Raw genomic sequence first — 24,570 nt, forward strand, 5'->3', positions numbered from 1 at the left:
TCCGTCCGGGCGGAGCACTATGGCACGGTGCGTGCGATAGATCTGAACGGTTTCGGCGGACCCGAGGTGATGTCATCGACGGAGGTGCCGGATCCGAAGCCCGGACACGGCGAAGTGCTGATCGAGGTGGCCGCGGCGGGCGTCAACCGCGCCGATCTATTGCAGCGTCAGGGCCACTATCCGCCCCCGCCCGGCGCCAGCCCGCTGCTGGGGCTCGAGTGTTCGGGCGTCATCGCCGAAATCGGCGACGGAGTGCGGGAGTGGGCGGTCGGCGATCGGGTCTGCGCGCTGCTGTCCGGCGGAGGTTATGCCGAACGGGTCGCGGTGCCCGCCACCCAGGTGCTTCCGGTTCCGGACGCCCTCGACCTGGGCGCGGCGGCCGGGCTGCCCGAAGTGGCGGCGACCGTGTGGTCGAACCTGGTGATGACGGCCGATCTGCGAGCCAACCAGCTGGTGCTGATCCACGGCGGCGGCAGCGGGATCGGCACCCACGGCATCCAGGTCGCCAAGGCCCTCGGCGCGCGCGTCGCGGTGACCGCCGGTTCGGCCGAGAAGCTGGCGCGCTGCGCGGAACTCGGGGCGGACGTGCTGATCAACTACAACGAGGACGATTTCGTCGCCGTCGTGCGCGCCGAGCGATCGGGCGCGGGTAGCCCCGGCGCGGACGTGATCCTCGACAACATGGGCGCGGCCTACCTGGGACGCAATGTCGAGGCGCTGGCCGAGCACGGCCGCCTCGTGGTGATCGGCATGCAGGGTGGCCTGACCGCCGAGCTGAATCTGGGCGCACTGCTGCGCAAGTGGGGCACGGTCCACGCCACCAACGTGCGCGCGCGGCCCGCGACCGGCGTCGGCAGCAAGGCCGAGATCGTCGCCGAGGTGCGCAGGCAGCTGTGGCCGTTGCTCGCCGACGGGACGGTGGCGCCGGTCATCGCCGCCGAGCTGCCGATCGAGGAGGCCGCCGAAGCGCATCGGTTGCTGGACTCCGGCGAGGTGTTCGGCAAGGTGGTACTGCGGGTGCGGGAGCTCTGAGCGCGGCGACGCCGCTCACTCCAGCGCCAGCAGTGCCCTGCCCAGCTGATCGATCTCGAACTTGGTGGTGTAGGGCGCGAGGCCGATGGTCACCGCGCCGCCCTCGTCGTTGACGCCCAGCGCGTCCAGCAGCCTGCTGCCGCCGTGCACGCCGCTCACCGTGCCGATCCGGTTGTCGGCGAGCTTGGCCGCGACCTTCTCCGCCTGCATGCCCGCGAGCGTGAAGCTGACCGTGGGAATGCGGGTGGACGCGCGGCCGATCACGGTGAGGCTGGGGATCGAGTCCAGCATGCTCATCAAGTGCTCGAAGAGCTGATCGTGGTAGTCCTGCAGCGAGGTGATCGACATCTCCAGCCGCTCACGCCGGGTGCCGTGCGCCCGCTCGTCCAGTCCGGCCAGGAAGTCGATCGAGGTGGTCAGGCCCGCCAGCAGCGCGTACTGGTGTCCGCCGACCTCCAGTCGTTCGGCGCCCTTCGCGTAGGGGTTCAACGACATGGACGGGATCCGGTCCAGGAACGCGGGGTCGCGGAAGACCAGCGCGCCGATCTGCGGACCGCCCCATGCCGGTGCGCTCAACGCGACGACGTCGGCGTTCAGTTCATCGATGTCGATCAGGGCATACGGCGCGGCGCCGAACGCGTCGGCCACCAGCAGGCCGCCCACCTCGTGCACCCGGTCCGCGGCCACCCGCACGGCGGGCGCCGAGCCGACGATCGGCGAGGCGGCGGTGAGCGCGACCAGCCGCGCGGTGGGCCCGATCAGTTCCTCGAACTGCCAGGACGGCATCTCGCAGGTCTCGATCTCCACCTCGGCCCAGCGCACGTGCGCGCCGTAGCGGTTGGCGATGCGCAACCAGGGCGCGACGTTCGCCTCGTCGTCCAGCCGGGACAGTACGATGCCGGTGCCGAGGCCGAGGCGGGAACTCAGCGATTCGGCGAGCCAGGCCAGCAGGACCGCGCGGTCGGGGCCGAGCACCACACCCGCCGGGTCGCCGCCGACCAGGTCGGCCACCGCCTCGCGGGCGGCGTCCAGAATCGCCGCGCTGCGCACGGCGGCGCCGTTGCGGCCGATATGGGAAAAGGAAGAGGTTCGAAAACCCGTCGATACGGCGCGGGATACCGCGTCCGGAACCAGCATGCCCGCTTGCGGGTCGAGATGGATCCAGCCGTCGCCCAGGGACGGTATCAGGCCCCGAACCCTCGCGACGTCGTAAGTCATGCTGGCCACTCTAAGGGCAGCAGGCGAGCCTGTGTAACCGCGTTCCCCTCCACATCGTGGCGGGAGCACAGCGACCTGGGACTCAGCATGGCGACCGACTTTCGACAAATCCGAACCACACGACCCGAACAGAATAGAACGCCTGCCCCTTCCGGCGACGTGGACCGGCGACGCGCGCCGCACCCCCACCACCGGACCACCGGCTTAGCGCGTTCGAACCGAACACGACATGATAGGGACCATGACGCACTCGGATGAGGCACCGGACCACATCGTCGTTGTCGGACCCGACGGCAGGCCGTTGGCCATTCCGGCGGCAGCCGGCTCGGAGGCGCCCCTCACCGCGCAGGTGGTGACCGACGACAGTGACAAGGACACGTCGGACGACCGCGACGACTCCGGCGAATCACTCGCCGACATGGTCGAGCAGCCCGCGAAGGTGATGCGGATCGGCACCATGATCAAGCAGTTGCTCGAGGAGGTGCGAGCGGCTCCGCTGGACGAGGCCAGCCGCAATCGCCTCAAGGAGATCCACAAGTCCTCGGTGCGGGAGCTGGAGCAGGGCCTCGCCCCCGAACTGCGGGAGGAACTCGAACGGCTCACCCTGCCGTTCACCGACGACGGCGTTCCGACCGACGCCGAACTGCGGATCGCGCAGGCGCAGCTGGTCGGCTGGCTGGAGGGCCTGTTCCACGGCATCCAGACCGCGCTGTTCGCCCAGCAGATGGCCGCACGCGCGCAGCTCGAACAGATGCGGCAGGGCGCGTTGCCGCCCGGCATCCACGCCGTCGACCCGCGCGGCGGCCAGTCCAGTCACGTGACCGGCGGTTCCGGCCAGTACCTGTGAGACCGTCGACGCGCGTGTGCCGCACGGTGATGGGATGCCGCAGGGGTAGTCTCGTGCACCGTGCCCGCCGCTGCCGCTCGCTCCGACTCGGTCTCCGACCCGGGATCGGTGCGCCCTGAAGAGAGCTCAGTTGGTTCCGATGACCAAGCGCGTTCAGATGACAGTTCGCCGACCTCCCCGGCCGAGCACACGACGCCTTCCGGCGACGACTCGCAGGAGGCTCCGGTGAGCGCGGCCACACCGGAGGCGCAGACCCTGCACGCCGGCGCCACCATGGCGAAGATCGTGCCGGACTCCCAGACGTTCCGGCGCGCGTTCCAGGATTTCGCGGGCGGGTTCGCCCAGCGCGAGCTGTGGCTGTCGCTGGGCTGGCAGGACATCAAGCAGCGCTATCGCCGGTCGGTACTCGGCCCGTTCTGGATCACCATCGCCACCGGCCTGCAGGCCATCGCGATGGGCGTGCTGTACGCGGCCCTGCTCGGCCAGCCGCTGCGCGAGTACCTGCCGTACGTGACGGTCGGGCTGATCATCTGGAACGTGATCAGCGCGAGCATCCTGGAGGGCTCGGAGGTCTTCATCGCCAACGAGGGCCTGATCAAACAGCTGCCCTCCGCGCTGAGTGTGCACGTCTACCGGATGGTGTGGCGGCAACTGCTGTTCTTCGCCCACAACATGGTCATCTACCTGGTGATGCTCGCCGCGTTCGGCGTCTGGCGCCACCTCGGCGTGGCAAGCCTGATGGCGATCCCGGCGATCCTGCTGATCTTCCTGAATTCCATGTGGGTGTCGATCGTGTTCGGCATCTTCAGCACCCGCTACCGCGATATCGCGCCGATTCTCGGCAGCACCACGCTGATGCTGTTCGTGCTGACTCCGGTCATGTGGACGACCAAGACCCTGGAATCGCAGATCGGCGACGGCGACCGCGCGAAACTGGCCGAAATCGTGCCGACGTTCCACTATCTCGAAATCGTCCGGGCGCCCCTGCTCGGCGAGCCGCAGGAACTGCGCCACTGGGTGATCGTCGGCGCGATCACCCTGGTCGGCTGGATCGTGGCGATCTTCGCCATGAAGCAGTACCGTTCGCGCGTACCGTACTGGGTATAGGAGCGCCCCGATGAGTCGTGTGAGTATCGAGACCCAGGAGGCGTGGGTCGAATTCCCGATCTTCGACGCCAAATCGCGGTCGTTGAAAAAGGCGTTCCTCGGTAAAGCGGGCGGCGCAATCGGGCGCAATCAGTCCGACGTCGTCGTGGTCGAGGCCCTGCGTGACATCAATCTCTCGTTGCGGGAAGGCGACCGGGTCGGCCTGGTCGGGCACAACGGCGCGGGCAAGTCGACGCTGTTGCGCCTGCTCTCCGGTATCTACGAGCCCTCGCGCGGCAGTGCGCGCATCCGCGGACGGGTGGCGCCGGTGTTCGACCTCGGCGTCGGCATGGATCCGGAGATCTCCGGCTACGAGAACATCATCATCCGCGGCTTGTTCCTCGGGCAGACGCGCAAGCAGATGTTGTCGAAGATCGATGAGATCGCCGATTTCACCGAGCTCGGCGAATACCTGTCCATGCCGCTGCGCACCTATTCCACCGGTATGCGGGTGCGCTTGGCCATGGGCGTGGTCACCTCGATCGATCCGGAGATCCTGCTGCTCGACGAGGGCATCGGCGCGGTGGACGCGGAATTCATGAAGAAGGCCCGGCTGCGGTTGCAGTCGTTGGTGGCGCGTTCGGGAATCCTGGTCTTCGCCAGCCATTCCAACGAATTCCTCGCGCAGCTGTGCGATACGGCGCTGTGGATCGACCACGGCCAGATCCGCTTGCGTGGCGGCATCGAAGAAGTGGTGCGAGCCTATGAGGGGCCGGAGGCGGGGAATCACGTCGCGACGGTGCTGCGCGAGATGGAAGCCGAACGGGCCGGTGCTACCGAACGAGAATTGGAGAAGAATCAGGCATGAGTGAGCCGACCGGGCAGGACACCCCGATCGACGAAGGGGCGCAGGCCCGGATCGGCTCCGTGCCGGAGCAGGCCGCCGAGCTCGACGCCTCCGCCTCCCCGTCGGCGGCGAAACCCGCTGCGGAGGACAACGATTCGCAGCCGCGCGTCGTGGCCGTCGTCGTCACGCACAAGCGCCGCGAGCTGCTCGCCGAGTCGCTGAAGGTGGTCACCTCCCAGTCCCGGCCGGTGGATCACTTGATCGTGATCGACAACGGCAACGAGCAGGAGGTCGCCGACCTGGTGCGCGACCAGCCGGTGGAAGCCACCTATCTGGGTTCGGCGCACAACCTCGGCGGCGCGGGCGGGTTCGCGCTGGGCATGCTGCACGCGCTTAGCATCGGCGCGGACTGGGTGTGGCTCGCCGACGACGACGGCAGGCCGGAAGGTCCCGACGTGCTCTCCATCCTGTTGGACTGCGCGAACCGGCACGGCCTGGTCGAGGTCTCGCCCGTGGTCTGTGACATCGATGAACCCGACCGCCTGGCCTTCCCGCTGCGCCGTGGCGTGGTCTGGCGCAGGCTGCGCTCGGAGCTCGGCGACGAGGACTTCCTGCCCGGCATCGCCTCGCTGTTCAACGGCGCGTTGATCTCCGCGCAGGCGGTCGACGTGATCGGCGTGCCGGACCTGCGCCTGTTCGTGCGCGGTGACGAGGTGGAGGTGCATCGCAGGCTGGTGCGCTCCGGGCTGCCGTTCGGCACCTGCCTGCAGACGGCGTACCTGCATCCCAACGGCGCGGCCGAGTTCAAGCCGATCCTCGGCGGCCGGATGCACACGCAGTACCCGGACGACCCGGTGAAGCGCTACTTCACCTACCGCAACCGCGGCTACCTGATGTCCCAGCCGGGCATGCGGAAACTGCTTCCCCAGGAATGGATTCGTTTCTCCTGGTTCTTCCTTGTCACCCGCCGCGACCCGGCCGGCCTGCGCGAATGGTTCCACCTACGCTCACTGGGCCGCCACGAGCAGTTCGGCAAACCCGACTAGTCGCTGCCGGGTCGTCCCGGCAGGGACCGCCGGAATCCGTGCGGTCGGAAATTCGGTTGTGCGCGACGGGGACAAGTGCGAAAGTGGGTGGACTGCGAGAGCGGAAGGAGGTGTGGACCGTGACGAGGAACGTGCGGATTGTCGTGTCCGGGCGAGCTGACCTCAGTCGCGCCGCCACACGAAACTCCACCTCACTCTCCGCTCGCTGAACCCTGGTCGGGTTCAGCGCCCGACGAAGGATTCCATCCACCATGGTCGACTACGACCTGCTCGTCCCTTACGGCTGGACCGAAGCCGTTTCCGCCCATTACGCCTCGATGATCGAGGAAGACTGTGTGCCCGCGCGAGTGATCCGCATGGATCGCAGTGAATGCGACGTGGCCACGCCGAACGGGCTCGCTCGCGCCCGCTGCCCGCGCCCGGATGCCGAAGTCAGCGGTTTGTGCACCGGCGACTGGGTGACCGTCGACGCCGCGTCGGCGGTGCGCGGTCTGCTTCCGCGCCGATCGGCGATCATGCGGTCGTCGGCGTCCGGCCGCTCGCAGGGCCAGGTGCTGGCCGCCAACGTCGACACCGTCCTGATCTGCACCGCCGCCGACGGTGATGTGGACCTCGGGCGGATCGAGCGCATGCTCGCGCTGGTCTGGGAGAGCAACGCCCAGCCGATCGTGCTGCTCACCAAGGCCGACGCCGCGACCGACCTACCGCTTGATGAGGTGCGCGCCATCGCGCCGGGCGCTGCCGTGCTGGAGGTGAGCGCGAACACCGGCCTCGGGCTCGAGGTGCTCACCGCGATGCTCGACGGCACCGTCGCGCTGCTCGGACCCTCCGGTGCTGGGAAGTCGACTCTCGCCAACGCGCTGCTCGGCGCGGAGATCTTCGCGACGAACGCGGTCCGCGACGCGGACAAGAAGGGCAGGCACACCACGGTGCACCGGGAACTGCGCCCGCTGCCGGGTGGTGGCACCCTGATCGATACGCCCGGGTTGCGCGGTGTCGGATTGTGGGAGGCCACCGAAGGTATCGAGAAGACCTTCAGCGATATCGAATCCCTTGCCGCTCAGTGCCGTTTCGGCGACTGCGCGCACCGCGGCGAGCCGGGCTGCGCGGTGCGGGCGGCGATCGAGGACGGCGAACTCACCCAGCGCAGACTCGACAGCTACCACAAGCTGGCGCGGGAGAACGAGTGGATGCAGGCGCGCACCGACAAACGTCTGCAAGCCGAACGCGATCGGGTGTGGCGGGGCATCACCAAACAGCACCGCAAGATGTTCCGGGAGAAGAACTCGCGACGCTGATCGAGCAGGGGCACGGTAGGGTGCCCCTCGCATCGTTCGCTATCTGGGAGGGATAGATGAGTCATCCAGGCGGGTACCCGCCACACGGCCAGCAGCCCGGGCAATGGCCCGGGCAGCCGGCGTTCGGTCAGCAGCCGCCCGTCGGGCAGTACCCGCCGCCGCAGGCGCCCGCGCAGTACGCGCCGCCCGCGGGGCAGCATCCGAGCCAACCGCATCTCGTCCAACCCCAGGTCGGTCAGCCGCCGTACGGGCAGCCCGCGCCCCAGTTCGGGCAGCCCGCACCGCAATACGGCCAGCCGCAGCCATACGGTGCGCCGCAGCAGTTCGGGCAGCCGCAACCGTACGGGCAGCCGCAGCAGTTCGCTCCGCAGCAGGGCTACGGCCAACCCGCCGACCCGCCGGGCATCACCATCGATGCCTCGTACTCGGTCTGGACGTTCCTGCTCGCGCTGACCAAGCCGAAGATCCTGGTCAACGGCCAGCGGGTGCCCAACACCCGCTGGGGAGCCAACCACATTCCGGTCGGCCCCGGGCAGTACCACGTCCGGGTCACCACTCCGTGGTTGTTCGACATGGGTCCGGCGAACGTGACCGTGCCGATCGCCGACGGACAGGCCACCCGGTTCTACTACAAGGCCCCCGTGGTGATCTTCCTCAACGGCGCGATCGGACCGGTTCCGCAGAAGGCGCCGGGCATGCTGTTCCTGTACATCGTCTGGGCACTGGTCGGACTGATGTTCCTGCTGAACATCGTGCTCATCGCCTCGATCTGAGCCGAGAGAGGGCACCGGCACGCCGGTGCCCTCTCTTCGCACACCCTATGCAACTGGTTGCATAGGAGCGGGGTCTACGCTTAGTCTGCAAGCGCGTACAGCCGCGGGCTGCTGCCTGCGGCGGAAACGAAGGAGCAGGTCACATGACGGAACCGGGATCCAAGCCGCTGGCGGGCCGAACGATGATCATGTCCGGCGGCAGTCGCGGCATCGGGCTGGAGATCGCCAAGCGGGCCGCGGCCGACGGCGCCAACATCACCCTCATCGCGAAGACCGATCAGCCGCACCCCAAGCTGCCCGGCACCATCCACACCGCCGCCGCGGAACTCGAGGCGGCGGGCGCGCAGGTGCTGCCGTTCGTGGGCGACGTCCGCATCGATGATTCGGTGGCCGAGGCGGTGCGCCGGACTGTCGAGCGCTTCGGCGGCATCGACATCGTGGTGAACAACGCCTCCGCGATCGACTTGTCCCCCACGGACGCCCTGCCGATGAAGAAGTACGACTTGATGCAGGACATCAACTGCCGGGGCAGCTTCCTGCTGTCCAAGCTGAGCATCCCGCATCTGCGGGAATCGGCGAAGGCGGGGCGCAACCCGCATATCCTCACGCTGTCCCCGCCGCTGAACCTGGACCCGAAATGGGCGGGCATGGCGCTGGGCTACACCATCGCCAAATACGGCATGTCGCTCACCACCCTGGGGCTGGCCGAGGAACTCAAGGGCGACGGCATCGGCGTCAACTCGCTGTGGCCGCGCACCACCATCGCCACCGCCGCGGTGAAGAACCTGCTCGGCGGTGATGAGATGGTTTCCACCTCGCGCACCCCCGACATCTACGCCGACGCCGCCTACCTGGTGCTCACTTCACCCGGCAAGGAGACCAGCGGCAACTTCTTCATCGACGACGAGGTGCTGGCCGCTCACGGCATCACCGATCTGGACAAGTACCGCGTCACCCCCGGCGACGGCGAACTCACCACCGACCTTTTCCTCTGACAAGCTCGTCGCCGCGACGAGAACGCGTACGCGGTAACAGTTTCCGAAAGAGGGCCGAGTACCCCCGAGAGCGATCAGGGATCTGAACGCTACGTCGGGGGTACCCGCGGTTCGGCCTAGGCGCGCGGAGCGCCGGGCCCTTCGATCCCGTACAGCCGCTCCCAGTTCTCGCGGCTGGTCAGTTCCGGCATGGCGGCGCGGTACTGCTCCTGCAGAGCGGGCAGTTCCCGCCGCAACCGGCGCAGCACCCGAACCATCCGGCGCAGCAGCTGACGCGCGCGGGCCTTGTCGCGCCTGCGCACCCGGACACCGGACTGCGAGGCGTCGGTCACCACCACGTGATCGAACAGCGAGACGTGCCACCAGTAGGCGTCTTCCCTGGTGACGCCGATGATGCCGTGCTGGGTACGGCCCAGCCACTGGTTGATCGCGCGCTTGACCAGCACCAGCAGCGCGCGGCTGGGTTCCCCGCCGGCCCGGCGCAATTGGATGTCCGCCGAGCGGACCGGCGGCGTCGCGGCCGGGTGCTTGATCGTCTCGGGGTAGTCGGCCCGGCTGGTGCGCGCGGCGGCCAGCGCTTCGATGCCGCCGTCGCGCAGCACCTGCGGTCCCTTCAGGAAGTCCTCGATGCCCTGCAAGGTGGTGTGCACAAGGCCGTACTGCATCGCGACGAGCTGCTCGGACATCTCCCGGAACAGCTTGCGGGTGATCTCCTTCCCGTCCAGCTCGGTGTGCAAGGAGCCGACGATCAGCGAGTTGCGCGTGCTGAAGTAGCGCGCCCAGTCGTCGTAGTCCTTCCAGTAGAAGTCCGCGTGCCACACCGCGGCGTTGGGCAGCGTGACGGTGACGAAACCGTGCTCGCGCGCCCGGACGCCGTATTCCACGTCGTCCCACTGGAAGAAGATCGGGATCGGCAGGCCGATCTTCGCGACCACCTCGGCCGGGATCAGGCAGGTCCACCAGGCGTTGTAGCCCGCGTCCACGCGGCGCTCCTGGTTCTTCTTCAGCATGCTCGTGTTGCGCAGCGCCTTTGGCACCTTCTGGCCGTGCCGCAGCCGGTGCAGGTGCACCTCCTCGGCGCCGACGTTGAGGTAGTCGGGGTTGAGCAGGAACAGCATCTGCGCGCCGACCAGGGTCGGTTCCACGGTCAGGTTGGCGAACGCGTTGAGCCGCAGCACGGTTTCGGGTTCGCAGAGGATGTCGTCGTCCATCAGGATGACGTCGGCGTGCTCGTTCACCGCGGACACCTCGTACAGGCCGCGGGTGAAGCCGCCCGCGCCGCCGAGGTTCGGCTGACGCAGGTAGCGCAGCTTCTCGCCGAAGACCGGGACGACCTCCTGGTAGCGCGGCCGGTTCTCGACCAGATCGGTGCCCTGGTCGACGACGTACACCGCGTCGATGGCGGCCAGCACGACGGGATCGGAGGCCAGCGCGGCGACCGTCTCGGCGCAGTCCGCGGCGCGGTTGAAGGTGCAGATGGCGATGGCGACCGGACGCACCCGCTCCGGCGCGACGGCGGTCCAGGTCAGCTCCGCTATGCCGAGCGCGCCGCCGATGGCGTCGAACTCCACCCACAGCGCGCCGCCGTCGACGTACTGGTCGAGCGGGGCATTCAGCGTCACCGGGCCGCTCGCGTCGACCCGCGCGGTGTCGATGATCCGCCGGTGGCCCGCGATGTCGGAGGCCACCAGCCGGATCCGGGCCTTGGCGGCCACGTCGAGCACCATGGTGACCCGCACTTCGGTGACCGTGGTCCAGCGCTGCCAGTAGCTGGCGGCGAACCGGCCGAAGTAGGTGTTGGTGTGCGCGGTCGCGCCCTTGTCCAGGCGCAGCGTCTGGCGTTCCCGGTGCGCGCCGCCCTTCACCACGGCGTACAGCTCGTCGCTCACCTTCGCCGACGGGCCGGTGAAGATGCCGCGCTGTAACACGAGCCGGTCCGGCGCCCGATGGTCGGCGCGCAGCGCGGCAGGCGCCTCAGCGGCCGTCGAGCGATCGTTTGTTTCGGTAACGGCCTCGATAGCCGACTGATCCATGAAATCCTCGAAATTCTCATTGTGCCGGACGGGACAGACACGCCCCTCGATGCCTTCACGGCGGGGGTGAGGATATCAACCGCTGTGTGCGCTTGCCCGCCGTGCAGCAACGCCGACGTGTGGTCGAACCATTGCTAAACGTTCGCCGATTCGTTGTCGGTGGCGCTGCCATTGCCCGTGCGTGCCCCGGTGAAGACGAATTTGTCGTAGGCCCAGTACCGGAACACCACGGCCACGATCTGCCCGATCAACGTACCGGAAAGGTTGTCCGACAGCGGGCTGGACAGGTCGAGCACGTAGCGGGAAAAGCCGAGACAGCCCAGTTGCAGGCCGATCGCCACGACGTTGAACACGGCGTAGAGGAGGTACTCGCGTCCGGGATTGTCGGTCCGTTTGTGCGCGAAGGTCCACCATTTGTTGCCGAAATAGGTCACCACCGTCGCCACCGCGATCGCGATGATCTTGGCCGGTAGTGGGTAGTGATAGAGCACGCCCTCGCCACCCCAGAAGACCAGGAGGTTGTACGTGCCCGCGTCGACCAGGAACCCGATCGCGCCGACCACCAGGAAAGCCCCGCCTCTGCGCAGCGCGGTGAGCACTGCGCGACCGACCGTCGCGGTCTCCTGTGGCACTGACTCGCCCGCGGGTGCGGCGGACTCACTGGATGGCACCGCCCGACGGTACCGCAGGCTCGGACAACCGCCCACGACGGGAAAAACCGCTCCCGGGCACGGTGAGGTCGGCCACGCGCGGAAGGTGAGTTCCCTGTACCCTCCCCGTGTTCCCACATTCACCGATCGCGAGGATTGACCCGGGTGGACTCCACCGAGCTCCGTATTGCCGCCGTGGTTCCGTGTCACAACGAAGAGGCTTCGGTCGCCAAGGTCGTGGCAGATCTGCAGGCCGCCGTGCCGGGAATCGTCGTCTACGTCTACGACAATCTGAGCACGGACGCCACCGCCGAACGCGCACGCGAGGCCGGGGCGATCGTGCGGCACGAGCACACCAAGGGCAAGGGCAATGTGGTGCGCCGCGCCTTCGCCGACATCGAGGCCGACGTGTACTTGATGATCGACGGCGACGACACCTACGAGGCGTCCGCCGCGCCGCTGATGATCAAGACGCTGCTGGACGGCCCCTACGATCACGTGCTCGGCGTGCGCAAGCAGGACGAGAGCGGCTCGGCCTATCGCGCGGGACACGAAACCGGCAACAAGGTGCTCAACGGCGTGGTCGGGAAAGTGTTCGGCGAGAACGTCGAGGACATGCTCTCCGGCTTCCGGGTGTTCTCCCGCCGTTTCGTGAAGAGCTTCCCCGCGGTGTCCCGTGAGTTCGAGATCGAGACCGAGCTCACCGTGCACTCGCTGCACCTGCGGGTGCCGAAGACGGCGGTGCCGGTCGGGTTCCGGGATCGCCCCGCGGGCAGCGAGAGCAAGCTGCGCACCTACCACGACGGTTTCAAGATCCTGGCTCTCATCGTCGGGCTGGCCCGGCACGAGCGGCCGGTCGCTTTCTACGGTCTGTTCGGCACGCTGAGCTGGCTGGTCTCGATCATCCTGACCATTCCGATCGTCGTCGAGTTCTACAACACCCATGAGGTGCCGCGCTTCCCGACGCTGTTCCTCGGCTTCACGCTGCTGCTGCTGGGCAGTCTCGCCTGGACCGCGGGCCTGATCCTCGACGGCATCCGGCGTTCCCGCCACGAGGCCGCGCGCCTGGTCTACCTGCGCTACACCGCGGTCGGCGCGGACGACCCGCGGAGCACCGGCGCCGCCGCCCGTGCCGGCGAGGCCGGGCGTTGACGACCTCGGCGGATCCCACCGCGACGCCGGACAAGGATCTGGACGAGCCCGCGAACACGGCGCCACTACCCGCGACCGACACCGCACCGCTACCCGCGGTCGACGCCGACCCGGCGACCACTTCCGGCGCCGACCGGTCCACCGAAGGCTTCGCGAGCCGCGCGGTGACCCGGCTCGGCGGGGCGACGATCGCCTTCACCCTGCTTGCGACGATCTTCGGCGCGCTGTTCACCGTCCTCACCCCACCGTTCTGGGGTCATGACGAGATCACCCAGTTCGGTCGCGCCTACCAGGTCGCGCACGGCGGAATCCTGCCCCAGAAGATCCACGACGATCGCGGCATCGCCTACGGCGGCGACGTCCCGTCCAGCATCACGGTGCTGATGGGCTACGCGCTGAAGGACTACACCACCAACCCCGAAGAGCCGGACCCGATGGTGGGCGACCCCGGCCGCTACGACCAGTTGACGGGCGCCGCGGTGTCGGACGCCACCGAACCGGTCTGGTTCACCAATACCGCCGCCTACTCGCCGGTCCCCTATGTCCCGGCGGCCATCGGCATCCGTCTCGGCGAACTCTTCGGGCTCGACGTGGGCGGCCTGCTCCTGCTCACCCGCCTCACCGGACTGCTCGCCTACCTCGCGGTGGTCGGGTTCGGCCTGTACGCACTGCGCGCGCACCGGGTGCAGTGGCTGGCGTTCACCGTCGCCGTGCTGCCTATCGCGGTGTTCCAAGCGGGCACCGTCACCGCCGACACGATGACCAACGCGCTGGCCATCCTGGTCTCCGCGCTGCTGGTGAAGGCCGTGTTCCTCGGCGAACGCCTGGGCCGGGCGGAGATCGGCGCGCTGCTGGCCGCGACGATCCTGCTGCCGGTGAGCAAGCCGACCTACGTGCTGCTCGCACTGCTGGTGGCGCTGGTACCCGCCGACCGGTTCGGGTTCAGCGGCTGGCGGCGCGGTATCCCGTGGGCCTTCGCCGCCACCGGCGCGCTCGCCTTCGCGGTGTGGATGAAGATCGCGGCGCCGACCGGCGACGGCATGGGCCTGATGCGTCCGCCGCACCAGTGGCACTCGGTGCGCCCCGGTGATCAGCTCAGCGGCATCCTGCGCGATCCGCCGCAGTTCGTGCACGTCTTCGGCGAGAGTATCGCGCTGCGCGACCAGCGCTGGTTCAGTCAGTTCTTCGGCGAACTCGGCTTCGCCTACGTCGACGTGCCCGCACTGTCGATGCTGGCCTGCCTGCTGGCTTTCGCGGTGAGTCTCGGTGTCGCCGAGCGGATGACCGCCCCGGCTTTCCGCCGCACGCTGCTCGTCGCGCTGACCATGGCCGCGAGCGTCGCGATGATCTACGTGACGCTCTACATGTCGTTCACGCCGGTGGGGTACTACATCATCGACGGCGTGCAGGGCCGCTACTTCGTGCCGCTGGCGATCGTCACGTTCGCCGTGCTGCTGCGCTGGATGCCTCTGCGGCTCACCGATTCCGCGGGCAAGACCCCGTCGATGGGTCCGGCCGTCACCGTGGTCGTCGCGGCGAGTGTGGCCTTGATCGCGGCTGCGGCGAAGTATTACACCATCGTCTGGGGTTGAGCGAGCGAGAATTTCGGCGCGGCGACGCGGGGCTGGTCCCCCGGCGCCGCTGCCGTCTCAGTCTCCCGTCGCGCTGAGCGTCCGCTCGCCTGCGGCGAGGTAGGCCCGCTCGGTGGCGGCCTTGTACGGGCGCCACCAGTCTTCGTTGTCCCGGTACCACTGGACGGTCGCCGCCAGACCGGCGCGGAAGTCGGCGAAGCGCGGCCGCCAGCCGAGTTCGTCGCGCAGCAGGGTCGCGTCGATCGCGTAGCGCTGGTCGTGGCCGGGCCGGTCGGTGACGTGGTCGAAATCATCGGGGTCGCGGCCGAACTCCGCGAGGATCATCCGCACCACGGACTTGTTGTCGAGTTCCCCGTCGGCGCCGATCAGGTAGGTCTGCCCGATCCGGCCGCGCAGCAGGATCTCCCAGACGGCACGATTGTGGTCCTCGACGTGAATCCAGTCGCGCACTTGGTGCCCCGCACCGTAGAGCCGGGGACGCACCCCGTCGATCAGGTTGGTGATCTGACGGGGGATGAACTTCTCCACGTGCTGGTAGGGACCGTAGTTGTTGCTGCAGTTGGAGAGGGTGGCCCGCACGCCGAACGACCGGGTCCAGGCACGCACGAGCAGATCGCTGGAAGCTTTGGTGGCCGAGTAGGGGCTGGACGGGTTGTACGGGGTGGTCTCGGTGAAGGCCGGGTCCGCCGGGGCCAGGTCGCCGTAGACCTCGTCGGTCGAGACGTGGTGATAGCGCACGTCGTGCCTGCGCACGGCCTGCAGCAGCGAATAGGTGCCGACGATATTGGTCTGCACGAACGGCCACGGCTCGGCGAGGGAGTTGTCGTTGTGCGACTCGGCGGCGAAGTGCACCACCGCGTCGACGCCGCTGACCAGTTCGTCGACCAGGTCGAGGTCGGCGATGTCACCGTGCACGAAGTCGACACGGTCGGCCACCGGGGCGAGCGAGGCCCGGTTCCCGGCGTAGGTCAGGGCGTCGAGGACGGTGACGGTCGTATCCGGATGGTCGGACACGGTCTGCTGGACGAAGTTCGCGCCGATGAAACCGGCGCCGCCGGTGACGAGCAATCGCACCCCATGACTCTACGTGGGGCCGGTGCGCCTCGGCGACGGACTCGAAATCCCGTGCGGCCGAGGGCCGCTCCAGGTTTTAGATCTGTGACGTTCGTCTCATTGACTTCCCACCGAGAAGAACTCACAGATTGGTTCACTGGGGAAAACCCCGGTCAGCGCCTACATTTCCGCGGCCCCACCAAGCCGCAAGTCTCGACGGTGAACAAAATTTGAATAAACAGTCACAACGGGTTCACCACGCGTTAGCTGGTCTAGATTTTGCTCGTCTAGTCCCCTCCGAACGTTCCAATCGAGGTTCGAAACAAAATGCTGATGAGGAAATTCGCCGCGACGTCGGCACTGCTGATCGCCGCTCTCGGCGTCACCGCCGGCACCGTGAACGCGGCTCCGGGCACCGAAGCCGACAACGGCGCGGTGAACTTCACCGCGCACACCACTGACACCCAGTCCATCATCACGACCGATGCCGGTTCCATGGTCGTCGAGGATGGCACCTTCAAGGTCAAGGCCGCCAACGGTGATGTCCTCACCGGCATGCCGCTGACCTTCCGGGTTGACGAGTTCGAGTTCCCGATCGCTGCCGAGATCGCGGACCGCACCGCCACCCTGACCCCGCAGTTCGACCTGGCGCACGCGACCTACAAGCCGGTCGCCCTCCCGTTCGAGGACAAGGCGCCGTGGAAGAGCGAGTACGACCGTGAGGTCGCCGCGTTCAACCGCTTGAAGGACACCATCTCCACCGGTGCCGCCATCGGCACCCTGGTCGGCGGCATCGGCGGCGGCGCCGTCGGTTGTGTCCTCGGCGGCATCGCCGGCGCCACCGTGGCCTCGGCGACGATCGTCGGCCTGTTCGGCCCGTTCATCCCGGCTGCCGCCATCGGCTGCCTCGGTGGCATCCTCGCCGTCGGCGCGCTCGGCACCCTCGCGGGCCAGCTGCTGATCACCGCCCCGGTCGCGATCGGTGCTGCGATCCAGTACTTCACCACGATCAACCAGCCGTTCACGCCCGCCAAGTAATTCCAGGCTGAACGCACACAACTGAATCGAAAAGCCGAGCCCCGTCCGCGCGACCACGCGGACGGGGCTCGGCGTTATTCGCTTGCCCAGCGAAGGTGAACAAATGCTGAACAAAATGGAACCAATGCGATTTTCTTGCACGCTGACCTGCGCTATCAAGGACAGATAACTTCGATCAAGAATTTATGGTTCCTGATCGCGGGCGGCATACGCCGAAGAGCGCGCCACGCTCGGCGACCACACCGGTCGGCCTGGTGCCCCGACAGGACGCGAGCCCCGTCCCGGCTGACTGCGGAACGAGGCTCGCCTCGGAAGGCCGGGCGGTCAAGCCGTCCGTGCCTGCTGGTCGTCCTCGATGCGGGCCCGCACGAATCGCGAAACCCGCGCCAGCGCCGCCCTGCTCTCCGGCAGGCCAGGCGCGATGCTCATGAAGGCGTGCACTTGGCCGCGCCACAGTTCCAGCGTGTTCGGGACACCCGCCGCGGTGAGCCGCTGTGCCATCAGCTCGGAATCGAACCGCAGCACCTCGTCCTCGGCGGCGATCAACAGCACCGGAGGCAGCCCGGACAGCACCGCGTTGACCGGCGACAGGCTCGGATCGAGCATCCCGTCGACCTCCGCGCCGATGCGCACCACGGCCGCCAACGCCGACAGCGGGATGTACGGATCACGCGTGACGTTCACATAGTCCCGCTTCGCCGCGTAATCCAGGTCCAGCAGCGGGCTCAGGCCGACCAACCCGGCCGGTGCGGGCAGTCCCGCCTCCAGAGCGAGCAGGGCGGTCGCGAAGGCGAGGAATCCGCCCGCCGAGTCGCCCGCGAAGACGATCCGCGCCGGGTCCGCGCCGTGGCGCAGCAGCCAGCGGTAGGCGGACAGACAGTCCCGCACCGACTGGGTGATGCGCGTGCCGGGCAACTGGCGGTATTCGACGTTGATCACGGGCAGCCCGGTACGGCGGGCCAGGCTCGCCGCGACCGGACGGTGGCTGCACGTGTCGCAGATCGCGAAGCCGCCGCCGTGCATGTACAGCACCGCGCCATGGCGCAGCGCCCGCGCCGCGCCGGCCGGGCGGATGATCTCCAGGCGGATACCGTGCAGCGACACCTGCTCGCGATCGACGCCGTGCGGCCGCGGACGCAACCGCGCCAAGCCGCTCACCGTGGCGGCGCCCAGCGGAATGGTCGTCCTGGTGACCGGGAAGGTGCGCAGCACCGGCCGCACCACGCCCATACAGGTGGCCAGCAGCAGACGCGATTGCGCGCTGGGGCCCTTCGGATTCATCACCACGCCGGGCTCGCCGTGTCTGGTCGCCATCGCGCACCTACCTCGAACTGGCGCGCCGATTCACGACCGGACCGAGGTCGCCCAGGCGAGGTGTCGGCGCTGACATCTCACACAGTGTCTATTCAGAACACCATGCGCATCGTGACCTATGCAACAGAATCGCCCGATACGGGTCGTGGCGAAACGCTCGTGACCGAATCGAGGACTACTCGGAACCTCACCGAATCCCGGCGCCGTGAAACTGGCAGACTCCAAGCATGCGCGGAATCATCTTGGCGGGCGGTACCGGCTCCCGGTTGCACCCGATCACGCGCGGGGTGAGCAAGCAGCTGGTCCCGGTCTACGACAAACCCATGGTCTACTACCCCCTTTCCACGCTGATGCTCGCGGGGATCAGGGACATCCTGGTGATCACCACGCCCGAGGACGCCGCGGCGTTCCGACGGCTGCTCGGCGACGGCGCGCAGTTCGGTCTGTCGCTGAGCTACGTGGTTCAGCCCGAGCCGGACGGCTTGGCCAGGGCATTCGTTCTCGGCGCCGACCACATCGGCACCGATCGCGCCGCACTGGTGCTCGGCGACAACATCTTCCACGGGCCGGGCCTCGGCACCAGTCTGCACCGCTTCCACGAGATCGACGGCGGCGCGGTGTTCGCCTACTGGGTGTCGGACCCGACCGCCTACGGCGTCGTAGAGTTCACCGAGGGACGTGCGGTGTCCATCGAGGAGAAGCCGAAGGCGCCACGGTCCAACTACGCCATTCCCGGGCTGTACTTCTACGACAACGACGTGGTGGAGATCGCCCGTTCGCTGCGGCCGTCGGCGCGTGGCGAGTACGAGATCACCGACATCAATCGCGCCTACCTGGAACAGGATCGGCTGAGCGTGGACGTGCTCGCCCGCGGCACGGCCTGGCTGGACACCGGCACCTTCGATTCCCTGCTGGACGCGGCCAATTACGTGCGCACCATCGAGGAGCGGCAGGGCCTGAAGATCGGCGTCCCCGAGGAGGTGGCCTGGCGGATGGGCTACATCGACGACGATCGGCTGTGCGAACTCGCCGAACCGCTGGTGCGCTCCGGGTACGGCCGCTACCTGCTGGATCTGCTCGAACGCGGACGGGACTGGTGAGCATGGAGTTCCGGGAACTCGCGGTTCCGGGCGCCTGGGTGGTCACCCCGCGTCAGCACGGTGACGATCGCGGCATGTTCCTCGAGGGGTTCAAGGCCTCGGAGTTCGAGAAGGCGACCGGGCGGGCGTTCGACCTGCGGCAGGTGAACTGCTCGGTGTCGGCGGCCGGGGTGCTGCGCGGCATCCACTACACCGAGGACCCGCCCGGTCAGGCCAAGTACGTGACCTGCGTGCGTGGCGCGTTCCTCGACGTGGTGGTGGACCTGCGCCCCGGCTCGCCGACCTACGGACGCTGGGACAGCGTGCTGCTCGACGACGTCGACCGGCGCTCGGTGTTCCTGTCCGAAGGGCTCGGCCACGCGATCCTCTCCTTGGCGGACGGATCCACGGTCACCTACCTGTGCTCACTGGAATACCAGCCCGAGTTCGACCACGACATCGATGCGTTCGATCCCACCCTGGGCATCGAGTGGCCGCGAGTGGGGCGGGACGGCAAAGAGCTCACCTTCATCCGTTCCGCGAAAGACACCGCTGCCCCGCCCTTCTCCTGATCCACCGAGAGGCGGGCCGGCGCGGCCCCGACCGAGTTCAGGCCCGCCCGGGGCCGCCCATCGGCACGACTGACCTCACGCAGCCGAAACCCGTGCCAGGCCGGGCGGGGCGAGGCAGCCGCACACCCGTTCCGACCCGCGTCAGGATCGGCAAGGCGAGGGCAGCGCATCGAAGCCACGGGCGAACGGCGGTAACCTGCGCCGGAGCCGTTCGGCGGGCGCATACGCGAGCGCCGCCACCAGGTGCGGTGACGGCGCTCGACGGCCAGGCGGTCAGGATCAGGCGGTCAGGCGACGAGTTCCAGCTCCTTCGCCTCGTCCGCCGCGCGCTCCTTGGCGCGGAAGCGCGGCGCGAAGGCCAGCAGGGCGACGAGCGCGCCGACGATGGACACGCCCGCGGCGAACTCCAGGCCCGGCCGGTAGGTGTCGAGCATCCCGGCGGCCGAGATGTCGGCGTGCGCGCCGGAGGCGATGATCGCCGTGGTCACCGCGAGCACGATGGCCGCGCCGACCTGCATGGAGGTCTGTAGCACGCCGGCGGCGAGGCCCTGCTCGTCGTCATCGATGCCGTTGGTGGCCTGGATGTTGATGGCCGGGAAGCCGACCCAGCCGATGCCGATGAGCAGCACCGCGGGCAGCAGCATCGTCAGGTAGGAGGGCGCGGTGTCCAGCCGCAGGAACAGCAGGTAACCGACGGCCATCACGACCATGGTGACCGCGATCACCGGCCCCGTGCCGAAACGATCCACCAGCTTGTCGGAGAAGAACGCCGACAGCACGACGAGCAGACCCACCGGCAGCAGCGCCATGGACAGCTTCAGCGGCGACCAGCCGAGCGTGTCCTGCATGTACAGCGTCACGATGAACTGCCAGCTGAAGTAGGAGCCCGCCACCGCGACGATCGCGAGGCTGGCGCGGACCAGCGAGGACTTGCGCAGGATGCCCAGACGCACCAGCGGGTAACGCACCCGCTTCTCCACCGCGACGAAGCCGGCGAACAACGCGACGACCGCGACGAACGAGCCGACGGTGCGTGCCGAGTTCCAGCCCACTTCGGGCGCGGCGACCACGGTGTAGACCAGCAGCAGCATGGCCGCGGTGGACAGCAGCGCACCCAGCAGGTCGTGTCCGCCTTCCTCGGCAGGCTTGTCCTTGGGCACCAGCACGTAGGCGGCGGCCAGCGCGGCGAGCGCGATCGGCACCGGGAGCAGGAACGTCCAGCGCCAGCCGACACCGGTCATCAGGCCGCCGAACAGCAGACCCATGGAGTATCCGCCCGCGCCGAACACCGTGTAGATGGACAGCGCCTTGTTCCTGGCCGGTCCCTCGGCGAAGTTGGTGGTGATGATGGACAGTCCGGTCGGCGCGGTGAACGCGGCGGCGAGGCCCTTGACGAAGCGGGTCAGGATCAGCAGCGGACCGGAGCTGACCAGACCGCCTGCGAGCGAGGCGACCGCGAAGACCGCGAGCGCGATCAGGAAGACCTTGCGCCGCCCGAGCAGGTCGGCGGTGCGGCCGCCGAGCAGCAGCAGACCGCCGTACCCGAGTACGTAGCCGCTGACCAGCCACTGGAGGGTCGAGGTGGACAGATCGAGTTCCGCGCCGATGGACGGCAGCGCGACTCCGATCATCGAAACGTCGAGACCGTCGAGGAACAGCACGATGCACAGCGTGATCAGCATGCCCCAGAGCCGGGCTGACCATCTGGTCGGATCGGTCGCCGCGGCGGCCGAGAGCGTGGCTGGTGAAGTCATGCGGAGGACATTACATGCGCGTGCATTAAATGCCAACACATTTAATGCGGTTGCATGGACATGCCCTCGCCACTAAGATGGGGCCATGTCGAAGCCGACCACCGCGGACCCAGCCCGGCGCACCGTCGCGCCGACCGGGCTGGTCGAAGAGTGGCGCGAGCTGCTCGACCGGCACGCGACGGTGAGTTGCGCACTCGAGAAGGCGCTCCAGAACGGCCATCACATCGGCCTCAGCGAATTCGAGACGCTGGATCGACTGGTCGACGCGAACTGCGGCGACTACCGCATGAGCGATCTGGCCAACGACATCTACCTCAGTCAGAGCGCACTGTCGCGGGCCGTCGCCCGGCTGGAGCGCGACGGCCTCGTCCGGCGCACGATGTGCGCGCAAGACCGCCGCGCCGTGTTCGTCTGCCTCACCGAGAAGGGCCGAGAAGTCTACGAACAGGCCCTGCCCACACACCGGGCCGTCCTGAGCGATACCTGGGAGCTGCCGGGTCCGCCGAAGTGCTGATCAGCGCGAACGGCCGCAGGTCACAGCGACCGGAGGGCGGCATCGACGCCTTGGCGCAGGTCGACCGCCATCGCTTCGATGTTCGCGAACGCCGCGCGGAAGCGCGCGATCTCGTGCTCTTTGTCCACGTAGATCGGTCCGGTGAACGCCTCCACGTAGACCACCGGCGGTTCGGACGGCTCGCCGGAAGGCGCCTCGGGGAAATCGAGCAGCACGAACCGGCCTGAGGTCATCCCGTCGTGATAGCCGCAATCCATGGGCACCAGCCGGATCCGCACGTTCGGCAACTCGGCCATACGGTGCAGCCGGTCGAGTTGCTCGGCGAACACTTCCGGGTCGCCGATCCGCCGCCGCAGCACCGCCTCGCCGATCAGGGCGTCCAGCCGCAGCGGCGCGTCGGCTCGGGTGACCAGCGCCTGCCGGGCCTGTCGTAGGCGCACTCTGCGGTCGAGTTCGTCGGCGGACAGCTCCGGATGCGCCGCGGCGAACACCGCGCGGGTGTAGCCCTCGGTTTGCAGCAGTCCCGGGACGAGTTCGTTCTCGTAGGTGGACAGCCGGGTGGCCGCCTCCTCCAGCCCGATGTAGACGTCGAAGCCCTCCGGGATCACGTCGCCGTAGGCGGTCCACCACCCCTTCGCCTTGGTGTCGCGCGCCAGCGCGCGCAGCGGTTCGAGCAGATCGTGCGGCGCGCCGTAGACCTTGCACATCGCCTCGACATCGAGACCGCGCAGCGAGGTCTGACCGGTCTCGATCCGCCAGATCTTCGCCTCCGACCATTCCAGCTGCTGCGCGGCCACCCGCGTGGTCATCCCGGCCCGATTGCGCAGATCACGCAGCTGCCTGCCGAGCTGTCGCCGCGGCATGGTCGATCCGGTCGTCCCCTGTGGTAAAGCCATGCTTCCCCCCTGTCTCGCCGTACACCGGCCGCACCGTGAACCGTGCTGGATCTGCGACGCGGCCGCCTCTCCGGACACCCGTGGTGGATCTGCGGGGTATCCGAACAGCATTGTTCACAGTGAAACTCGCATGGGTCACGGTGGGTGTCTCAGCCAGGCCGGTGGCTCCAGCGAGTCAAACCCCTTCCGCGCGGCGCGTTTTCGTCTCCTACCTGCGCGGGTTTCCCTTGCGGAAGCGCCAGAACTGCACCGCCCGAACGTCTTCGGACAGTTGGTTGACCGGCTCGGCCACGTCCGACAGCGCCTGGAACAGGTCGTCGGCCAGCTCGCTGATGTGCTCCACCCTGGTCGCCAGACGCTCGGCGTTCACCAGGAACTCCAGCATCAGGCGGACGGCGGCCGCGATGGTCAGCCCGAGCGGAACGCCGAGCACCGCGGCGAGCACGCCCAACACCGCGGATACCCGCCACGCCGACACCGTGAGCGTGATGGGGACCGCGACGGCGAACACCAGCCCGAGCATGTAGGCCAGCGGCAAGAGCGTCCGGGTGGCCGGGCGGTGGAACTGCACATCGAGCAGGGCGCGCGCGGCCGCGGCGCTCCACTGGACGAACGCGCGCGGACTGCGGAACGGCTCGGCGGGCTGGTCCTCGTCGGCGGCCCCGGACAACCGCTTGGCCGCCGACTCCTTCCACGCGATCCAGCGGGACTCGGCCTCGTACTCCTCGTCGTCCGCGGGCGCACCCGTGTCGTTGGATTCGTCACTCATGCCGGGTCCTCCTCCGGGCCTGACGCCCATGCTGTGTCCTCCTCGGCATGCGCGGGTCCTGCGTGGTCACGCGGGCTGCCGCCTCCGGCCTGACGCCCATGCCGGAATCCTCCCTGCCCGGGGCGGGCGGATCCAGCCGGAAACGCACTCGACCGGGATCTTTTCGTACCAGCAACATCGTGCACACCCATCCACAGCGATCTCGCAGCTTCGGCACAGCGAGGGGCCAGGTCCGCGGCCGAAAGTAGCTGCGTGGCAAGCCTGGCGAGCCACCTCGGGATGCCCGGCCGAAGGTGGACGAACCCCCTCGGAAATGAGACGTAGGCGACACTCCGGAAATTCTTTCGGAGAACCCGTAACGTCCGCGGCGGCCCCCGGCGATACGACCCATGAATGCAGGACCCAGAGATACCGGGGAATGGAGAAGACAGTGCGCACCACGTTTCCGACTTCCGTCACGGCGGCCGAACTGACCGCCGCTGCGCAGGACTACAACCAGCGCGGGTGGACGGTCGCCGAAACGGCCAACGGTCTGAGCCTGATCACCGACGACGACCTGTCCGGCATCGAGGTCACCGGCGAACTGGCCGGCGAGGTCCGCCGCTTCCTGCGCGCGAACAACCTCTCCGGTGCGGTGATCGAGATTCCCGGCCCGGAGCGTCGCGAGATCCACCTGGTCACCGGCGTCCGCAAGGCCGCGATGGCGCTGCAGGCGCTGCGCGAGGCCGGTGCGACCGTGTACACCGACGGCGCGGGCATCCCGCTGCCGCCCACCCATCTCTCGGCCGGTTCGGCCTGCTGGGGCGTCGCGCCCGCCGAGGCCCGCTGGGTGCCGCCGGTCGTCGCGATCGCCGCGGCCGTGCGCGCGGCCACCGCGTCGCGTCGCGCGAAGCTGACCATCGCCTGCTGAGCAACGCGCCCCTGATCGAGTTCACCTGCTGATCGCGGGCCGGGGCCGCGCTACCCGGCCTGTTTGCGACCGGTATCCGTCCCGGCGCTCCGGATCCCCACC

At 68.4% G+C, this 24,570-nt stretch carries 23 protein-coding genes; 15 read left to right on the forward strand and 8 right to left on the reverse strand.

Annotated features, from left to right (window positions below; genetic code table 11):
• Positions 1–27: 27 nt before the first annotated feature.
• The gene (locus tag HOV91_RS12990) at positions 28–1,032 is read left to right on the forward strand and encodes a zinc-binding dehydrogenase (RefSeq protein WP_174185630.1); all 1,005 of its coding nucleotides are present in this window, start codon (positions 28–30) and stop codon (positions 1,030–1,032) included.
• A 15-nt stretch (positions 1,033–1,047) separates the two neighbouring features.
• On the opposite strand, the gene HOV91_RS12995 is transcribed toward HOV91_RS12990, so the two are convergent.
• Positions 1,048–2,250 carry a cysteine desulfurase-like protein gene (locus HOV91_RS12995; protein ID WP_174185631.1) on the reverse strand — a complete coding sequence of 401 codons (1,203 nt, stop codon included), beginning with the start codon at positions 2,248–2,250 and terminating at the stop codon, positions 1,048–1,050.
• A 241-nt stretch (positions 2,251–2,491) separates the two neighbouring features.
• On the opposite strand from HOV91_RS12995, the gene HOV91_RS13000 reads away from it, so the two are divergent.
• The 7 genes from HOV91_RS13000 (at position 2,492) to HOV91_RS13030 (ending at position 9,142) form a co-directional block, all read left to right on the forward strand.
• The gene (locus tag HOV91_RS13000; RefSeq protein ID WP_174185632.1) at positions 2,492–3,097 is read left to right on the forward strand and encodes a bacterial proteasome activator family protein; all 606 of its coding nucleotides are present in this window, start codon (positions 2,492–2,494) and stop codon (positions 3,095–3,097) included.
• Between the two features lie 273 nt (positions 3,098–3,370).
• Positions 3,371–4,204 (forward strand): galactan export ABC transporter permease subunit Wzm/RfbD, encoded by an 834-nt coding sequence (wzm, locus tag HOV91_RS13005; RefSeq protein ID WP_174185667.1) that lies wholly within the window; start codon positions 3,371–3,373, stop codon positions 4,202–4,204.
• Between the two features lie 10 nt (positions 4,205–4,214).
• Positions 4,215–5,051, forward strand: a complete 837-nt coding sequence (gene wzt, locus HOV91_RS13010; RefSeq protein WP_043717973.1) for a galactan export ABC transporter ATP-binding subunit Wzt/RfbE — start codon at positions 4,215–4,217, stop codon at positions 5,049–5,051.
• Positions 5,048–6,076, forward strand: coding sequence for a galactofuranosyltransferase GlfT1 (glfT1, locus tag HOV91_RS13015; RefSeq protein WP_217440266.1), 1,029 nt, complete (start codon positions 5,048–5,050; stop codon positions 6,074–6,076). The genes wzt and glfT1 overlap by 4 nt, the downstream gene beginning before the upstream one ends.
• Before the next feature lie 251 nt (positions 6,077–6,327).
• Entirely contained in the window at positions 6,328–7,374 is a 1,047-nt protein-coding gene (gene rsgA, locus HOV91_RS13020; RefSeq protein ID WP_174185633.1) for a ribosome small subunit-dependent GTPase A, read from the forward strand.
• A 56-nt stretch (positions 7,375–7,430) separates the two neighbouring features.
• The gene (locus tag HOV91_RS39850; protein WP_246350035.1) at positions 7,431–8,147 is read left to right on the forward strand and encodes a hypothetical protein; all 717 of its coding nucleotides are present in this window, start codon (positions 7,431–7,433) and stop codon (positions 8,145–8,147) included.
• A 143-nt stretch (positions 8,148–8,290) separates the two neighbouring features.
• A complete protein-coding gene (locus tag HOV91_RS13030; protein WP_174185634.1) occupies positions 8,291–9,142 on the forward strand; it encodes an SDR family oxidoreductase in 852 nt (283 codons plus the stop codon).
• 116 nt (positions 9,143–9,258) lie between these two features.
• Here HOV91_RS13030 and HOV91_RS13035 read toward each other — a convergent pair whose 3' ends face one another.
• Both HOV91_RS13035 and HOV91_RS13040 read right to left on the reverse strand, forming a co-directional pair.
• On the reverse strand, positions 9,259–11,175 hold the full coding sequence (locus tag HOV91_RS13035) for a glycosyltransferase (protein WP_174185635.1): 1,917 nt from the start codon (positions 11,173–11,175) through the stop codon (positions 9,259–9,261).
• A gap of 134 nt (positions 11,176–11,309) precedes the next feature.
• On the reverse strand, positions 11,310–11,846 hold the full coding sequence (locus tag HOV91_RS13040) for a GtrA family protein (protein ID WP_312884583.1): 537 nt from the start codon (positions 11,844–11,846) through the stop codon (positions 11,310–11,312).
• 144 nt (positions 11,847–11,990) lie between these two features.
• Here HOV91_RS13040 and HOV91_RS13045 point away from each other — a divergent pair, with 144 nt between their 5' ends.
• Positions 11,991–12,977: a glycosyltransferase gene (locus HOV91_RS13045; protein WP_174185636.1), complete on the forward strand. Its 987-nt coding sequence runs from the start codon at positions 11,991–11,993 to the stop codon at positions 12,975–12,977.
• The gene (locus tag HOV91_RS13050; protein WP_246350036.1) at positions 12,974–14,569 is read left to right on the forward strand and encodes a DUF2142 domain-containing protein; all 1,596 of its coding nucleotides are present in this window, start codon (positions 12,974–12,976) and stop codon (positions 14,567–14,569) included. The genes HOV91_RS13045 and HOV91_RS13050 overlap by 4 nt, the downstream gene beginning before the upstream one ends.
• Before the next feature lie 57 nt (positions 14,570–14,626).
• Here the strand turns inward: HOV91_RS13050 and rfbB are convergent, their stop codons facing one another.
• Positions 14,627–15,643 carry a dTDP-glucose 4,6-dehydratase gene (gene rfbB / locus HOV91_RS13055; protein ID WP_174185637.1) on the reverse strand — a complete coding sequence of 339 codons (1,017 nt, stop codon included), beginning with the start codon at positions 15,641–15,643 and terminating at the stop codon, positions 14,627–14,629.
• A 306-nt stretch (positions 15,644–15,949) separates the two neighbouring features.
• Here rfbB and HOV91_RS13060 point away from each other — a divergent pair, with 306 nt between their 5' ends.
• Positions 15,950–16,660 carry a DUF8020 domain-containing protein gene (locus tag HOV91_RS13060; protein WP_174185638.1) on the forward strand — a complete coding sequence of 237 codons (711 nt, stop codon included), beginning with the start codon at positions 15,950–15,952 and terminating at the stop codon, positions 16,658–16,660.
• Positions 16,661–16,984: 324 nt separating this feature from the next.
• On the opposite strand, the gene HOV91_RS13065 is transcribed toward HOV91_RS13060, so the two are convergent.
• Positions 16,985–17,974, reverse strand: coding sequence for an alpha/beta hydrolase (locus HOV91_RS13065; RefSeq protein ID WP_174185639.1), 990 nt, complete (start codon positions 17,972–17,974; stop codon positions 16,985–16,987).
• A 227-nt stretch (positions 17,975–18,201) separates the two neighbouring features.
• Here HOV91_RS13065 and rfbA point away from each other — a divergent pair, with 227 nt between their 5' ends.
• Both rfbA and HOV91_RS13075 read left to right on the forward strand, forming a co-directional pair.
• Positions 18,202–19,074: a glucose-1-phosphate thymidylyltransferase RfbA gene (gene rfbA, locus HOV91_RS13070; protein ID WP_174185640.1), complete on the forward strand. Its 873-nt coding sequence runs from the start codon at positions 18,202–18,204 to the stop codon at positions 19,072–19,074.
• Between the two features lie 2 nt (positions 19,075–19,076).
• Entirely contained in the window at positions 19,077–19,625 is a 549-nt protein-coding gene (locus HOV91_RS13075) for a dTDP-4-dehydrorhamnose 3,5-epimerase family protein (protein WP_174185672.1), read from the forward strand.
• 287 nt (positions 19,626–19,912) lie between these two features.
• Here HOV91_RS13075 and HOV91_RS13080 read toward each other — a convergent pair whose 3' ends face one another.
• The gene (locus HOV91_RS13080; RefSeq protein WP_174185641.1) at positions 19,913–21,379 is read right to left on the reverse strand and encodes an MFS transporter; all 1,467 of its coding nucleotides are present in this window, start codon (positions 21,377–21,379) and stop codon (positions 19,913–19,915) included.
• An 85-nt stretch (positions 21,380–21,464) separates the two neighbouring features.
• Between HOV91_RS13080 and HOV91_RS13085 the strand changes: the two genes are divergently transcribed.
• Positions 21,465–21,893: a MarR family winged helix-turn-helix transcriptional regulator gene (locus HOV91_RS13085; protein ID WP_174185642.1), complete on the forward strand. Its 429-nt coding sequence runs from the start codon at positions 21,465–21,467 to the stop codon at positions 21,891–21,893.
• 20 nt (positions 21,894–21,913) lie between these two features.
• On the opposite strand, the gene HOV91_RS13090 is transcribed toward HOV91_RS13085, so the two are convergent.
• Complete coding sequence (locus HOV91_RS13090) at positions 21,914–22,789, reverse strand: helix-turn-helix domain-containing protein (RefSeq protein WP_174185643.1); 876 nt, start codon at positions 22,787–22,789, stop codon at positions 21,914–21,916.
• Positions 22,790–22,997: 208 nt separating this feature from the next.
• On the reverse strand, positions 22,998–23,558 hold the full coding sequence (locus HOV91_RS13095) for a DUF4282 domain-containing protein (RefSeq protein WP_174185644.1): 561 nt from the start codon (positions 23,556–23,558) through the stop codon (positions 22,998–23,000).
• Between the two features lie 430 nt (positions 23,559–23,988).
• On the opposite strand from HOV91_RS13095, the gene HOV91_RS13100 reads away from it, so the two are divergent.
• On the forward strand, positions 23,989–24,468 hold the full coding sequence (locus tag HOV91_RS13100; RefSeq protein WP_312884584.1) for a hypothetical protein: 480 nt from the start codon (positions 23,989–23,991) through the stop codon (positions 24,466–24,468).
• Positions 24,469–24,570: the final 102 nt, after the last annotated feature.

Origin of the sequence: Nocardia barduliensis (assembly GCF_013315795.1) — a bacterium.
Classification (GTDB): domain Bacteria; phylum Actinomycetota; class Actinomycetes; order Mycobacteriales; family Mycobacteriaceae; genus Nocardia; species Nocardia barduliensis.